The sequence below is a fragment of the Candidatus Binatia bacterium genome (genome assembly GCA_036504975.1).
Lineage (GTDB): Bacteria > Desulfobacterota > Binatia > UBA9968 > UBA9968 > JAJPJQ01.
Genome location: DASXUF010000186.1, coordinates 1 through 14,170, shown reverse-complemented (window position 1 = coordinate 14,170; position 14,170 = coordinate 1). Strand labels below are relative to the sequence as shown.

Sequence of the window (14,170 nt, the reverse complement as noted above, 5' to 3'; positions counted from 1 at the left end):
TGCCGATTACCATTCCGGCGAGAAGCTCGCCCATGACGGCGGGCTGTCCCAATGTTTCCGCGAGCCATCCGCCGAGCTTGGCCGATGGAAGGACCACCACGAGGGCCAGGAGCACGCGGCTGATCGGGTCGTCGTGGCCCTGCGCTCCGAGAAGAAGCGGCGCCACGCCGACAAGCAACAACAAGTAATGACGTCGAGCGACCATCCGAATCCTATATTTTCATTCGCGCGCCGGTTCGCTGCATTGTTCCACGGAAAGCACGGGCGGACAAGGAGCCGATGCACGCCTGAGATGCCCGGCCCTTGCCCCGCGCCGCCTTGTCAAGAGTGCTCCTCGGTTTGCGCTCTCCGGAACAAACTTCCAAGCGGTTCTCTGGCTTTGTGCGCCGCCCTGATCGCGTCCTCGTACCGCTTGCTCTGCAGAGCCGCCCAGGCTTCGCTCAGCGCCGCCTCGGCTTCACTGACAATCGACGCCGCCGAACCGTCGTCGCCCGAACGTACTCCAGCTAGATCACGCTCGGCCAAGCGCACCGCCGTGATCGCGTTCTGCGCCGAGGGTCCCGTCCGAATCGACGTCCACTTCACGGCGGCCGTGATCGCGAAGACGATCGCCAGCCACACCCATGTCCTGACCCGCGTATGCGGATTGTAGGACAACAGCGCGCGCCATCTCAAAACAAGGTCCGCGCTCGAAGCCGCCCGCTTTTCGCCGGTGAAGCTCAGGGAAGCAAGCATTGAGACGGCCAAGATCCCGGCGACCACGGCGAACGACAGGCCGATCGGGATCTTGTAAAGGTCGCCGAGCATCATTTTGATCCCCACAAAGCAAAGGACGAACGACAGCCCCGCCTTCAGGTAGTGGAATTTGTCCAAGACGCCCGCCAGAAGAAAATAGAGCGCCCGCAATCCCAGAATCGCGAAGACATTGGATGAATAAACGATGAAAGAGTCCGTGGTGATGGCGAGGATGGCGGGGATCGAATCCACGGCAAAGATCACGTCCGTGCTCTCGATCACCACCAGCACCAGCAAGAGAGGCGTGGCCCAGAGCCGCCCCTGAATGCGCACAAAGAACCGCTGGCCGTGATATTCCTTGGTTACGGGCATGACCCGCCGGAGAAGCCGCAGAACGGGATTCTTTTCCGGGTGGATTTTTTCGTCGCCCGCAAACAGCATCTTGATTCCGGTTAAAATCAAAAAACCGCCGAAGACGTAAATCACCCAGTGGAAGGCATGGATGAGCGCGACGCCCGCCGCAATGAAGATCGCGCGCATGACGAGGGCGCCGAGAATTCCCCAGAAAAGCACCCGATGGTGGTACACGGCCGGGACGGAGAAGTAGGAAAAGATGACGATGAATACAAAAAGATTATCCACGCTGAGCGCCTTTTCGATTACATATCCGGTCAGAAACTCCAGCGCTTTGTCCTGCCCCCAAAAATAATAAACGCCGCCGTTGAACAGAAGAGCCAGCGCGATCCACACGAGGCTCCACGTCAGCGCCTCCCCAAGCGAAACTGCGTGAGCCTTGCGATGAAAGACCGCGAGGCCCAGGGCAAGCATGCCCAGGACGAACATATTGAAAGCGACCCACACATATAGATATTCCGAAGTCATGCTCATTCCCTCCCCCGAAGCCGCACCTTTCGCTCCGCTGGGGGGCGAAATGGCGGACGGGCTCCTCGTCACACGGATTCAGAGCGCGACCCGCGAGGGATCGCGCTCAGGAACGAGAAAAAAGTGCGGAGCGGAGGGCGCGTCTAGAGGCGAAAGATCTTCAAAAGCGCGTAGAGGTCTTCTTGAAAAGGTTTTAGCGAAAAGGAAAATTTTCGGATTTGGTCAGCGGAAAAAGAAACGCTCCGGCCGGCGGCCGCGCCGCGCCGCGAGTCCAGTGAGAATCGGAGCCTCGCGGGGCGCCGGCGCGAATTCGGAGATGATTTCGATCTGAATAGTACCTCCGGCTCGTTGCTTTCGGAGGCTTCTTGCTCGGTTGCAGTCCTGGCGTCCGGACGGGCCTCGAGGGCGCCGCCGAGCATCAAGCCGTCGGAGCCTAGAAAGAGAAGCGACAAAACGACGGCAATCTTGGCTTTCATTTTCTTGAGATGGTGGTCGCAGTAGGAGTTGAACCTACGACCTCGCGCATGTGAGGCGCGCGCTCTAACCAACTGAGCTATGCGACCACCGGAAGACTCTTTCTAACACCTTCGATGCGGGCGATCAAGAAAGCGTGGGGTTTATTGCCCCGTCGCCTTGCCCGGAGGAAAGCTCGCGCTCAGATATTTGCTGATCTTCTCCGCCTCGTCGGGAAAGATTTGCGCGCCGCGCGCGACCATGTCGAAAACCGTCCGCTCCCACTCCTGCGGCGTCTTTCGTGAAAGCACCGTCTTCTGCAAGTTATGGCAACTGCCGCAGAGCTGTCGGGTCTCCTCTTTGCCGTCTCCATCGGGGAGCAGAGTCGCCCAGTGATTGTTGGGCCAGAGGGGTTCCGCCGGAAACGATAGAGCACCGATCAAAGTTAGAATCGACAAAACGCGCTGCATGAAAAGCCTCCCTCGTGATCGTGCTCGTGGCTCGTGCTCGTGCTTCGCATTTTTACGATCACGAACACGGACGACGAGTTACGACTTATACGTTCTTCGTTCTTATCCCCGCGATCGTGAACGGCGGATGCCAGGTCAAGTCCGCCGCCGGGCCGGTGCGCTCGATCAGCGCGTCGACGATGTAGGGCTTGCCGTCGCGCGTCGCCTGCACCGCCTTTTTGAGTGCGGTCTGCAACTCGCCGGCGTCGCGCGCGAAGCTTCCTTTGATGCCATAGGCCTCGCCGATCTTGGCAAAGTCGATGTCCGGATTCCCCATGTACGCGCTCATGTCCTTGTTGAACTTGGCCTGCTTGCCCTGTTTCGAGAACTGTCTCCTCCGCACGCCGTCGTAGCTCCGGTTGTTCATCACCACGGTGATGACCGGCGACTGGTAACGGGCGTAGGTCCAGAAAGCTTCCGTCTGGCCGAACATGATGCCGCCGTCGCCCTGAAGGCTCACCACCTGGCGGTCCGGCCACGCGAGCTTCACGCCCAGCGCGGCGCCCACGCCCCAGCCGAGACACTGGCCGGTCGTCCGTCCCATCAGCGTCCTGCCGCCCTCTTCGCCGTAGCCGATCCAGCGCTCGGTGCGCTTGTTGTCGGCGATCTCCTGCACGACCACCGCGTCCTTGTCCATCGCCTTGTCGAGCTCGAAGACGACGCGCTCCCACGGCATCGGACTCTTGTTCCAATCCTTCTGCGCCGCCTTGCGCCAGCTGTCGCGCATCGTCGAGGTGAACTTGGCGGCCGCCTCTAGGCGCGGCGCGCGCATCGCCTCGATCCTCTCCTTGGTCAGCATCGACTTGACGGCGTCCGTCAAATCGCGGAGCGTTTGCCCGACGTCTCCGACGATGTTGAAGCTCGTGGGAAAGAGGCGCGCGAGATCGTCCGGCTCTACCCTGGCGTGAATGATCCTGACGCCCTTGGGGAGAAAGGCGAACGGGTCTTCCTCCGCCGCCTCGCTCATCCGGGGAAATTGACCGCCGAGGTTCACGATCAGATCGAGGTTTCTCGGGAAGCGCATGTTGCCGACGAAGTCGCCGAGAAAAAGCGGATGCATGCTGGGAAAGTCGAGGAACAAGCCGCGCTCGCGCGTGACGGCGATGCCCAGCAGCTCGGCGAAGGCAAGCATTTCCTTCATCGCCTTCGCGCGCGTGATCTCGTGACCGGCGATCAGCACCGGACTCTTCGACTCGACGATCATCTTCGCGGCGGCTTCGATCTGCTTGGGATCGGGCTTCACTTTGACGGGCACGTTGAAATAATCCTGGCTCACGATGCTGGTCTTGACGTCTTTTTCCTCCAGGAGATCGTCCGGTATAGTGAGAAACACCGGCGAGCGCGGCGCCGTCGAGGCGAGCTTGAAGGCGTAGCGCATGTGCTCCGCGATGCGGTTCGGTCTCACGATGTCCCAGCGCCACTTGGTGACCGGCTTGACGAAATCGAGCCAGTTGTCGATGTCCTCGAAGCTGTCCCGCCCGTGGGTATCGAGCGGCGTGCGCGGCGTCATCACCACCATGCCCGAGCGGTCCTTCCAGGCGTTGACGAGGTTCGTGATCTGGCGCGGAATCCCGACCCCCTGGGTCACGATGAAGGGAACCTCACCGGAAGCGAGCTCGTAGCCTTGCGCCATGGAGACCGCTTGCCCTTCTTCGGTCGCGATGATGAGATTGATCTCGGGCTTGTCCACCAGCGCGTCGAGAACCGGCCCATGGGGCGATCCGTTGCAGAAAAAGACATACTTGACCTTCGCGGCGCGGAGGCACTCGGCGATGACCTCGCCGGCCTCGCCTTGAAAGGGTTTGATCACCGACGGCGGAATCTCCTGCGCGTCGGCGTAGCTCCTGAACGAATCCACCACCGACTCGGCCGCCGTCAGACTGAAGCCCGTGGCCACAAGCCCTTTCAAAAAACCGCGCCGAGAAAGCTCGCCGTTCAAAAAACGCATCGCCAAGTCGCGCATAAAAACCTCCTTCGGGGCATGAGACGAGAGGCAACAGGCGCGAGAAAGAAAATCTCACGCCTCCAGCCTCCCGCCTTTCGCCTTCCCCTACGCCTTTTTCGTCCTCATCTCTGCGACGGAAATTTTCGGATACCAGTTCATGTTGGCGCCCTGGCCCGCTTGCGCGACGAGAACGTCCAGCAGATAGGGCTTGCCGTCGCGCGTCGCGTTGATGGCGCGCTTGAGCGCCGGCGCGATGTCGTTCGGCTCCGCAACGACTTCGCCCTTGATGTCGTACGCCTCGGCGATCTTCGCGAAGTTCACATCCGGGCTTCCGAGGTGGCTGATCATATCCAACTTTTTCTCTCTTTGGTTCTTGCCCCGGCTCCACATCCGGTTTCGCGTCTCGTTGTAGCTGCGATTGTTGAATACCACCGTGATAACCGGCGCCTCGTGCCGCCGCATCGGCCAGAGAGCCTCGGTCTGACCGAAGAGCATTCCCCCGTCTCCCTGGAACGCCCAGACCTGCTGGTCCGGCTTGGCAAGTTTTACCCCGACCGCCGCCGGAAGTCCCCATCCCAGGCAGCTTCCCGTGGTGCGGCCGAGCTGCGTCTTGGCGCCGTAACCTATGCTCAAGTAATCGAGACACTTATTGCGTTGCGAGCCGAACTCTTCCACGAAAATAGCGTCTTTGTCGGATGCCGCCTCGATCTCTTTGGCGAGCCGGTCCCATTCGATCGGCTTGTTGTCCCAAACTTTCTTGGCGCCGGCCTCGCGTCCGGCGCGAAGGCGCTCGGTAAACTTTTTGGTCTCATCGAAGCGCGGCTTGCCGATCTTTTCCAGGCGATCCTTGGTCGCCGCCGCCTTGACCGCATCGATCAAGTCGCGCACTCCTTCCTTGAGATGGCCCACCATGGCGTTCTCGATCGGCATCGCGTCGCCGAGGTGGCGCACGTCAGTGCCGGCGACGACGGTCGGAACTTTTTGTTCGAGCAGGAACGATCCTTCGGGATCGGTAAACAGCGCGCCCAGGTTCAGGAACAGATCGACGTTCGCGGGATAACGCATCTTGTCGCGCAGCGCGCCGAGGAAAAGCGCATGCTGATTGTTGAAAACCTGGCACCACCGGCCGCGTTCACACACGGGAATCCCCAGCAGCTCCGCCAGCTCCGCCACTTCTTTTTGCGCGCCGCTCTGATAGACTTCGGGTCCCAGCAGCATCAGCGGGCTCTTCGCCTCCAGCAGCATCTTCGCCGTCTTCTCCACGGATTTTGTATTGGGGCGGACGTTCATCGGCACGTCGAAGGTCCCGGGCTGGAAGATCTTGGTTTTTCCCTCGTGCTCGAACATCACGTCGCGCGGCATCATGAGATAGGTGGGTCCGCACGGCAGAGTCGATGAAACTTTGAACGCCTTGGTCACCCACTCGGGGATGCGGCTCACCTCCTTCGCCACCCAGCGCCACTTAGTGTACTGTTTCACCGGCTCCAGCATGTCTTCGAGGTCTTCATGGCCGTCGCGGCCGTCTTCGGTCGTATCGGCGCGGTCCACGGCGATGACAAGAGGCAGACGGTCTTTCATGGCGTTGTACATATTTCCTGTCGAATGCGCCGCGCCCACCCGGCTATACATGCAAAAGGCGGTCTTACCGCTGGCCATCGCGTAGCCGCTCGCCATCGCGATGACGTGCGCTTCATGTGTCGCCAGAACCAGCTTGAGTTTGGGCCGGTCGATGACGGCGTCGCATAGAGCGCCGAGGCCGGAGCCGTTGCCGACGAAGAGATACTCGGCGCCTGTTTGGAGAAGCTGCTCGGCCAGCATTGCCCCGCCGTTTCCTTGGAATTCTTTCCAGTATTCTTTGCCGGCGGTGGCGGCATGGGCGACGGGCGCGAGGTTCTTCAGCACCGACTCCGCCGCCGCCATGGTGAATCCGGCCGCGGCCATGGCTTTCAAGAAGCCGCGGCGCGAGAGATCGAGATCGAGATAATCTTTAACGAGACCACGCATAAAAATCCTCCTTGTTTGGGATGAGGCATGTGTAGGGGCGACCGGCCGGTCGCCCCTACCAACAACGCCTCGCGCCTGGATTAAGGTTCCAGTTTTATCTGCAACGTTTCGTTGCGCTCCTTCTGCTCTTCGTACAGCGCGCTGAATTTCATCCCGACTTTCAAGTGGGACCGGTCGGGAACTCCCTCGATGTCGGTCGCGTTCGAAATTCTAAGAGGAAGCTGCTGGCCGCTTTCCGCAACGACGGTCAGATATCTTCCTTCCTCTTCGACCTTGGCGATCTTACCCCGAACGGTCTTCTCGGTCACGGGAAAAATTTCCGGCCCTTCGCCTCTCAGCTCGCGATAGATAGTCGCCGCAATCACCGGGAAATGCGCCTCGCGGTCCCATCCCTTGTACTCGTTCATGTGGAACTGCTTGCGGACCGCCTCAACGCTCATTCCCTTGTCCATCATGCCGCGCACGCGCTGGCGCGCGAGCAAAAGATAATCGAGCATGACTTGCAAATCCGCGACGCCCATCACCGGACCGTGCGAAGGTATCACGACTTTGGGTTTGAGTGCGATCAAAGCTTCGAGCTGTTTGAGCATCCCTACCGTCGTGCCGTGGCTGTAGTCGGGCCGGATGTCCGGATGGCGCTCCTTGTACGCGCCGAAGCCGCCGTGCATCACGCCGCTTTGCGGCAGCCAGACCGCGATGTCGCCCGGGTTGTATGGATCATCGACGTAGAGAAGCTCGATGGACTTGCCGCCCAGGCGGAGCGTCATACGATCGGTGAAGGTCGCGGCCGCGTCCATGGGATGGAAGCCTTTCAGCGCCTCGGTCCGCTCGGGAAAGCGCTTGCGCCACGTGTTGACCTGATACGGTTTCCACGAGGACCAATCCTTGGCGATTCTTTCATGCAGGATGACCGTCGCCGGCGGCGAGAAGAGTGGCGTGCCGCCGATGTGGTCGCCGTGGTTTTGCGTGATGATAACGTAGCGGACGGGCTGTTTCGTGACGCTCTGGATGTGCTTCTGGAGGTTGCGCGTCTCCGGCTGGTTGTTGCCGGTGTCGACGACCACGACGCCCTGTGACGTGACGACGACCATCGCGTTGGCGTCGTTCAGCTTGCCGACGTAGGCGTAGACATCGTCGGCGAGTTTTTTGAATTCGGGTTTTTCACCCGTTATGGCGTGCGCCTGTGCCGCAAAGATTATTGCGGCGACCACGGCAGCGGCCAACCAAACTGTTTTCAACCTAATTCCCCTTCACTGCGCGATACGCCGCCTCGACGTTGTTCGGAAAACGGTCTTTTCCTTGCCAGTCGTCGACCTCCGGCATCTTGAGCTCTTTTTTGATTTCGTCGAGCGACTTGCCTTCGCGCGCCATCTTGCCGACGCGCTCGATGAGGAGATTATAGTAGCGCTCGTAATCGTCCAGGATTTGCGCGGTTCCCGGCGGCCCGTGTCCCGGCACCACGACTTCAGGATTCAAGGCTTTCATCATTTTGATGGCAGCAAGCGTGTCGGGGAGGCTCACAAACGGGCGATGATTGCCGAACCGCTTGACGCCGACCGAAGCCGCGGCGAACAGCACGCGCTCTTTCGGCAGCCAGATCGCCGTGTCCGCTTCGCTGTGAACGTTTTTGAGATAATAGAGTTCGAGCGTGCGCCCGCCCAGGTTAAGGGCCATCTTATTTTTATACTCGATGTGCGGCGTAATCATCCGAAAACCCTGGAAGGCTTCCTTCATCGCGGGATACTCGGTCACGAGCCTCTGGTTGCGCTCGGGGTTGTAGGCCTTCTTCATCGAATCGGTCGCGCCGGCCGCCGCGATAATCATGGCCGGCGGCGAAAAAACGAAATGGCCGGTCGTATGGTCGCCGTGCGGCTCGGTATTGATCAAAAAGCGAACCGGCTGCGCCGTGAGCTGCTTGACGGCTTTGAGCAGCGCGTGGGAGTCGGGCGGGTTGTGGCCGCTGTCGATCAGCACGACCCCTTCCTCGGTGAGAATGATGGCGGCGTTGGAATCGAGCGGTTTTTCCGCGCGAACGAAGATGCCCTCTTTGATTTTCTTGAAATGAGGCCCGAGGTCCTGCGCCGGGAGATTGGCGGCGGAAAGCAGAAAAACCGCGGCGCATAGAAACGATGACGACGGCTTGATTCTCATGGCGGTCTCCTCCGGCGATGAGGGCTTACTTCTTCACCGACTTGTACGCCACATCGATGTTAGCGCCGAGACGGTCCTGGCCCGACCAGCCGGCGTACTCCGGCATCTTGAGCTCCTTTTTGATCTCGGCGAGGGATTTGCCCTGCGCCGCCATCTCGCTCACCCGCTTGAGCACCAGCGTGTAAAACGCTTCATACTCGTCGAAGATCTTTGTCGTGCTCGGCGGACCGTGACCGGGAATAACCACCTCGGGATTCAGCGACTTCATCAGCTTGTAGCCGGCGAGGATGTCCGGGATCGTCACGTGCGGGCGGAGGTTGATCATGGTTCTCACGTTGGCCGCGGACGCGGCGAAAAGCACCCGCTCCTTCGGCAGCCAGATCGCCGTATCGGCTTCACTGTGTACGTTCTTCAAATAGATCAGCTCGAAGGTCCGCTCGCCCAGGTTGATCGTCATCCGGTCCTTGTACTCGATGTGCGGCGGGATGAATTTGTAGTTTTGCACGATCGCGGCCATCTCGGGAGATTCCGCGGCGAGCCTCTCGACCCGCTTCGGGTCGACGCCCTTTTTCATCGCCTCCCCCGCGCCTTCGTGGTTGATGATCACGGCCGGCGGAGAAAATACGTAGTGATTCCACGTGTGATCGTTGTGGACCTCCGTATCGATCAGGAACCGGATGGGCTTATCCGTCACTTTTTTGACCGTCTCGAAGACTTTGCGGGAGGCCAAAGGACTGTTGCAGCTATCGATCATCACGACGCCTTCCTGCGTGGCGACGATGCTGCAGGTCGTGGTGGTCTGGTCGGGAGCGTAGACGTAGATGCCGTCTTTGACCTTGGTGAATCCGGGGCCGAGATCCTGCGCCGGGAGGGCACGAGCAAGAAGGAAAGAAAGGGTGGCAAAAACCATCACCCGTTTGAGATTCATAGCTTCCCCCTTTAAGCCGAATGCCTGGGCGAAACCTACTAAGAATGCATATCGGCTGTCAATCAGGTGATGGCGGGAGAACTTTTAGACTCGGAAGCGCGGGGTATCACGGAACGGGAAAACGCAAGAGACGCACCGAGGCGCCTCAAGTGCGAGCGGCGCTCTTGAAACGTTGTTGGGCAGGCGCGCCGCTTGGCATAAGGCCAAGCGGCGCCAATCAGGCGGGTTTCAGGTGGAGACGGGAAAATCGCGGCGCTAGATCCCGATGGGGTGGCCGTTCGGCGCGGTCATGAAGTCGTCCGCCGTCATCATGGGCTCGTGGATGTGGGCTCGAGCCGGGCGGTGCTGCTCGACCGCTAAAAAATCGCCTTCGGCAAAGTAGAGCTTATCGCCGTCGATGCCGCCGCCTGGATAGCCGCGCTCGAATTTCACCAGCCAGCTATTCAGCGCGCGCGGGCGGTATTCCACGACGACGCCCTCTTCGAGCGCGCGGAGCCAATGCTGGTGTTTGATCTTGACCCTCGATCCAACGGCAATGTTTTTTCTGCCTTCCATCTCAACCTCCTTCAGCGATGCCGGCTGCGGCGCGGTTCTCCCCTCGCAAGCAGAGATCCCTTCAAATCGACGCGGCGATCTCCGGATTTTTCGGCGCGAGTTTTTTTGCCAACTGAACATCTCTGCCCTCGCCGTCGACGATCGAGAAGGCCAGGAGCTCGGTCGGAGTGCAGCTTGCTTGTTTGCAATCGACCCTGAACAAGACAAGGGCATAGAAGTCTTTTTGCGGATTCTGATACAACGCCAAAACGTGGTGGTCGTCGATCAGGACGGCGGTGCCGGGGACGAGCACGAAGTCTTTGAGAAAGTTCGGCGAGCTTCCGTCCTGAGGGTCGCTATTGGGAGTCTCAGCTTGAACGCGAATTAATCGTCCCCGGTGACTCCCCTCGTTTATCCTAGGATGGGAGGCTCCCACCGCGACCAGGAAGATAAATAGGATGGTCAACCCGAGCAGCATGGCGATCAGGAGTTTCCATCCCTGGCCGGTTCTCAATGTATGCATGAGCGTTCCTCCCAGGGAACGGTGGAGCAACGGCCATGCCAACTAGCAACGACTTAGATCAGAAGACTTTTTAAGAGATAGGCGGGAAGGAAATAGTAAAAAGGGTAAAAAGTAGGGAAATATTACTCGCTCGGATGGGAGTATTTGACAAGCATGGCTTCTAGGGTTTTTCCCGGAGTTCCGCATCCACGCCAACAACTTCGCCCGAGCGCAAGCTGCTGAGCACGGTCGGGTTGAACGTCTCGCGGCCGTTGTGGTCCTCGCGATGGAATCGGTAGCGTCCAGTGGCGGCTACAAGCTCCGCTCCCGATTCGAGATATTCGATCGCCTTGGGTAAATTCCCGCTCGACAGCGCCAGAGCGCCCGCGCAGAGCGTCATCGCGTCCCAGCCAAAGCCATGATTGGCGGTTGGGAGGGAGACGCCCGCCTGGGCGAGAGCTTTGGTAAAAAGCGCTTCCTCTTCCGTCCGCGGTGCGCCGCGCTGAAACATATCGACGAAAAGCAAGGCGTCCGTCTTTTCACTTTCCACCGCATCGATGAAGCTCCGGCGCAGCAACGAGCGCCCGAGCAACAGCGGCAGCCGGGGAAACACACCGCGAATGCTCCGGACCAGCGGCACCGCGCGCTCTTCGTCCGAAAGCACGAGGTAGATGATCTCAGCCCTCCATGAGCGCACATCGTCGAGCCAAGCCGGCCGCGTGGCCGGCGTGGAACGCACTTCCGCGCCCGCGCCTTTTAAGAAAGAAGCCGTGTCGTCGGCCACGCGCGTTTGAAATTCCGTATCGTCATAAAGCAGATAAATGCGCTTGGCCCCTACTCGACGGACCAACTGCTCGGCCACGGCGGCCGAGGTCAGACGCGTCGGCACGCCGATGTGAAAGACCGTTCGGCGATGTTGCCGTACGGAAGGATTGTTGTTCGAGACGAAGCAAAGAAATTTTAGCTCTTCGGAAAGTTTGCCCAGAGCCGTAGATTCCGGCACGTTGGTCGCGCCGACGACGCCGTCGATCTTGCCCTCCCAGCGCTTGACCGCCGCGGCCAAATCGTCCAGGTCGCCGCGGCGGAATGTCTCCTGCTCCAGGCGGATGTTTTCACGCTGCGGCCCCGCCGTGGCGGCGAGATACGCGCCCAACGACTGGTCCGTCGGCGAGGGACTTTCGCCGCCGGGTCGCAGCAGGAGAATACGAATTTTAGACACGCTGGAATCTCACGGACGGTTTTGCCTTTGCTTTCTGCCCGTGCACCAGCGCAAAGTAAAAATTTCCCCGCACATGGACCTTGTCGCCGCGCTTTTCGTAACGGAAGTATCTCTCCGCAAAGCGCCGTCTCAACGCCGCCGGCTCGCTCCGGAGCTGTTCGGCGACCTCGAGCCAGTGGCGGCCCGTGGGGATTTCCTCCATTCCTTCTTGATCGAAGCCGAAAATGCTGAGCTCGGTGCCGACGTCGCGGAAGCCTGCCGCGATAAGCAGCTCGCGGATCTCCGGAGTCGTGTAGTAATGAAAACGCTCGCCGTGGCCGCTGTTGAGGATCTCGTTGATGCGCTCGTGGACGCGCGCGTCGAGAGCGTCCATGTCCATCCACAGCACCGGATCGAGCACGACGAAGCGGCCGCCGGGCTTCAATACCCGAAGCGCTTCTCTAACCGTCGACAGCGCATCGCCGAAATGGTGCAGGGCGAAAACAGTGAAGGCGCGATCGAAAACCCCGGAGCGAAACGGGAATGCCTCCGCCTTTCCGGCCGCGGGGAGAAATCCGGGAATCGGCTCTTTCTCTCTTTGCTCCTCCGCCACGCGGAGCATGGCCAGCGCCTCGTCCAGGCCGACGATTTTTCCGCCCTTGAGGCGCTCGGCCACGGGACGCGCGACCCGTCCCGTGCCGGTGGCGAGATCGAGCACGCGCTCGCGGCCGGTCAGGGCCAACTCCTTCACTAATTTTGCGACCAACTGCCCGCGAATCTCCGACTGCGCGGCCCTGCGGTCGTACTCCTGAGCGTGGCCATGATCGTGAAAACGATTCTTGTGATTTTCCATCCTAACTCCTCCCCACTGCCGATGATTACTTGTTGCTTCCGTAGAGCCGGTCGAAAAACCCTTCTTTCTCTAATTCCCTAAGCGGGCCGGTATCGACCAGATCCTCCACCTTCTTCCCTTTCACTCCGGGCTTGGCGCCGAATTCCTCCAGGCCGAGAGCGATCACCTCGGATTTCGGGAACGGGCGCTGGGGAATCGCGCCCTGAACGTAAGTACGGTAGATAAAATCGAGCATCGCCGGATCATTCACGCCCAGATACTTGCCGTAGATGCGGTCGGCCGAGGCGCGCGAACTTTTTGCCAAAGCAATCGCCTCGCAAAGAGCTCGAAGAAACGACTTCACGCCGTCGCGATCTTTCCGCAACCAACCGCGCGCGACGGCGAAGTCCACTCCGGCGCCGATGTACAGTTTGAGGCTGTCGTTGTCCGCCAGAACGCGGACCTTTGAGAGACCGCCGCGCCGCTCCAGATCGTAGATATTTTCCTCGTTGCTCGTGGTCGCGTCTATTTTTCCTTCGAGGAGAGCGTTCAAGCGGGTGACGCTCCTGCTGCCGAAAGAAACGAGAGTCACGTCCCGCTCGGGGTCGAGACCCAGACGCAAGAGGGTCTGGCGCGTGATCCGGTCTTGATTGCTTCCCGCTTCTCCGGTCCCGACTTTCTTACCTTTGAGATCTTCGACGCGGCTAATGTCCGGGCGCGACAGCAGCTTGAGAACGCTGTAACCCGTATTGGCGACAAAGACCAAGTCGGCGCCGTCGCCGATGCCGGATACGATGTGCGTCGCCGTCGCGGCATACGCGTCGCCCTCTCTCCTGCCGAGTGCGCGCAACAGTTCGTCATTGGATTGCAATTCCTTTAACGCCACGCTGAGCCCGTGTTTGGCGAACAACCCCTCTTCCAGCGCGAGCCATAGAGGGACTTTGGGAGGTCTGGCGGGATAGGAGATCAGCGTCAACTTTTTCTCTTGGCCCCAAGCCGGGGCGTCAAGAAGGATGAGCAGGATCAGACAACGGCTTAGGCGACGCAAAGGGGTATTTTTCGTCTTCATCGTTATATTCGTGGCGCCGGCCGCAACGCCATCTCCTCGATGATCTTCCACTGCTCTTCGCTGACGGGCATCACGGAGAGGCGCGGCAGGCGGACGAGGTCGAAGCTTTTCAATTTGGGGTTGGCTTTTATTTCCGCGAGCGTGACGGGGCGCGGCAGCGCCTTCCCGGTTTCGATCTCGATGACCAGGAGCTTGGGATCTTTCTTCGCCGGGTCGGGATAGGCCTCGCTCAGCGCCTGGGCCTCGCCGACCACCGCCTTCTCGTCGCCCGTGTGATAGATGAAAATCGAATCGCCCTTCTTGATTCCCGCCAGGTGCTTGAGCGCGAGATTATTCTTGACGCCGTCCCACACGGTCTTCCGGTCTTTTTGCAATTGCTGAAATGAATAGGTCGAGGGCTCGGTCTTGAAAAGCCAGCGATTCGCCAT

At 59.9% G+C, this 14,170-nt stretch carries 14 protein-coding genes and 1 tRNA gene; all 15 read right to left on the bottom strand.

Annotated features, from left to right (window positions below):
* Positions 1-205 (bottom strand): hypothetical protein (locus VGL70_22655; protein ID HEY3306330.1); only part of this gene is annotated, 205 nt, incomplete at its 3' end.
* Between the two features lie 116 nt (positions 206-321).
* Positions 322-1,623: a TerC family protein gene (locus VGL70_22650; GenBank protein ID HEY3306329.1), complete on the bottom strand. Its 1,302-nt coding sequence runs from the start codon at positions 1,621-1,623 to the stop codon at positions 322-324.
* Positions 1,624-2,103: 480 nt separating this feature from the next.
* Positions 2,104-2,180 (bottom strand) — tRNA-Val (locus VGL70_22645).
* Positions 2,181-2,234: 54 nt separating this feature from the next.
* Positions 2,235-2,540 carry a hypothetical protein gene (locus VGL70_22640; protein ID HEY3306328.1) on the bottom strand — a complete coding sequence of 102 codons (306 nt, stop codon included), beginning with the start codon at positions 2,538-2,540 and terminating at the stop codon, positions 2,235-2,237.
* An 85-nt stretch (positions 2,541-2,625) separates the two neighbouring features.
* Entirely contained in the window at positions 2,626-4,542 is a 1,917-nt protein-coding gene (locus VGL70_22635) for a thiamine pyrophosphate-binding protein (GenBank protein HEY3306327.1), read from the bottom strand.
* 87 nt (positions 4,543-4,629) lie between these two features.
* Positions 4,630-6,528: a thiamine pyrophosphate-binding protein gene (locus VGL70_22630; GenBank protein ID HEY3306326.1), complete on the bottom strand. Its 1,899-nt coding sequence runs from the start codon at positions 6,526-6,528 to the stop codon at positions 4,630-4,632.
* A gap of 80 nt (positions 6,529-6,608) precedes the next feature.
* Positions 6,609-7,766 (bottom strand): MBL fold metallo-hydrolase, encoded by a 1,158-nt coding sequence (locus tag VGL70_22625; protein ID HEY3306325.1) that lies wholly within the window; start codon positions 7,764-7,766, stop codon positions 6,609-6,611.
* A 1-nt stretch (position 7,767) separates the two neighbouring features.
* Positions 7,768-8,679, bottom strand: a complete 912-nt coding sequence (locus VGL70_22620) for an MBL fold metallo-hydrolase (GenBank protein HEY3306324.1) — start codon at positions 8,677-8,679, stop codon at positions 7,768-7,770.
* A gap of 25 nt (positions 8,680-8,704) precedes the next feature.
* A complete protein-coding gene (locus tag VGL70_22615; protein ID HEY3306323.1) occupies positions 8,705-9,607 on the bottom strand; it encodes an MBL fold metallo-hydrolase in 903 nt (300 codons plus the stop codon).
* A 255-nt stretch (positions 9,608-9,862) separates the two neighbouring features.
* Positions 9,863-10,162 carry a hypothetical protein gene (locus VGL70_22610; GenBank protein HEY3306322.1) on the bottom strand — a complete coding sequence of 100 codons (300 nt, stop codon included), beginning with the start codon at positions 10,160-10,162 and terminating at the stop codon, positions 9,863-9,865.
* Positions 10,163-10,223: 61 nt separating this feature from the next.
* Positions 10,224-10,664: a hypothetical protein gene (locus VGL70_22605; GenBank protein ID HEY3306321.1), complete on the bottom strand. Its 441-nt coding sequence runs from the start codon at positions 10,662-10,664 to the stop codon at positions 10,224-10,226.
* 160 nt (positions 10,665-10,824) lie between these two features.
* A complete protein-coding gene (locus VGL70_22600; protein ID HEY3306320.1) occupies positions 10,825-11,862 on the bottom strand; it encodes an ABC transporter substrate-binding protein in 1,038 nt (345 codons plus the stop codon).
* The gene (locus tag VGL70_22595; protein HEY3306319.1) at positions 11,855-12,694 is read right to left on the bottom strand and encodes a methyltransferase domain-containing protein; all 840 of its coding nucleotides are present in this window, start codon (positions 12,692-12,694) and stop codon (positions 11,855-11,857) included. Before VGL70_22595 ends, VGL70_22600 begins: the two co-directional genes overlap by 8 nt.
* Before the next feature lie 25 nt (positions 12,695-12,719).
* Complete coding sequence (locus tag VGL70_22590; protein HEY3306318.1) at positions 12,720-13,649, bottom strand: ABC transporter substrate-binding protein; 930 nt, start codon at positions 13,647-13,649, stop codon at positions 12,720-12,722.
* Between the two features lie 95 nt (positions 13,650-13,744).
* Positions 13,745-14,170: EVE domain-containing protein (locus VGL70_22585; GenBank protein HEY3306317.1), on the bottom strand; the 426-nt coding region annotated here is incomplete at its 5' end.

Excerpts from the sequence above, each read along its gene's own strand:
- VGL70_22650 (HEY3306329.1), bottom strand. The coding sequence starts at position 1,623 with ATGAGCATGACTTCGGAATATCTATATGTGTGGGTCGCTTTCAATATG.
- VGL70_22640 (HEY3306328.1), bottom strand. The coding sequence starts at position 2,540 with ATGCAGCGCGTTTTGTCGATTCTAACTTTGATCGGTGCTCTATCGTTT.
- VGL70_22635 (HEY3306327.1), bottom strand. The coding sequence starts at position 4,542 with ATGCGCGACTTGGCGATGCGTTTTTTGAACGGCGAGCTTTCTCGGCGC.
- VGL70_22630 (HEY3306326.1), bottom strand. The coding sequence starts at position 6,528 with ATGCGTGGTCTCGTTAAAGATTATCTCGATCTCGATCTCTCGCGCCGC.
- VGL70_22620 (HEY3306324.1), bottom strand. The coding sequence starts at position 8,679 with ATGAGAATCAAGCCGTCGTCATCGTTTCTATGCGCCGCGGTTTTTCTG.
- VGL70_22615 (HEY3306323.1), bottom strand. The coding sequence starts at position 9,607 with ATGAATCTCAAACGGGTGATGGTTTTTGCCACCCTTTCTTTCCTTCTT.
- VGL70_22610 (HEY3306322.1), bottom strand. The coding sequence starts at position 10,162 with ATGGAAGGCAGAAAAAACATTGCCGTTGGATCGAGGGTCAAGATCAAA.
- VGL70_22605 (HEY3306321.1), bottom strand. The coding sequence starts at position 10,664 with ATGCATACATTGAGAACCGGCCAGGGATGGAAACTCCTGATCGCCATG.
- VGL70_22595 (HEY3306319.1), bottom strand. The coding sequence starts at position 12,694 with ATGGAAAATCACAAGAATCGTTTTCACGATCATGGCCACGCTCAGGAG.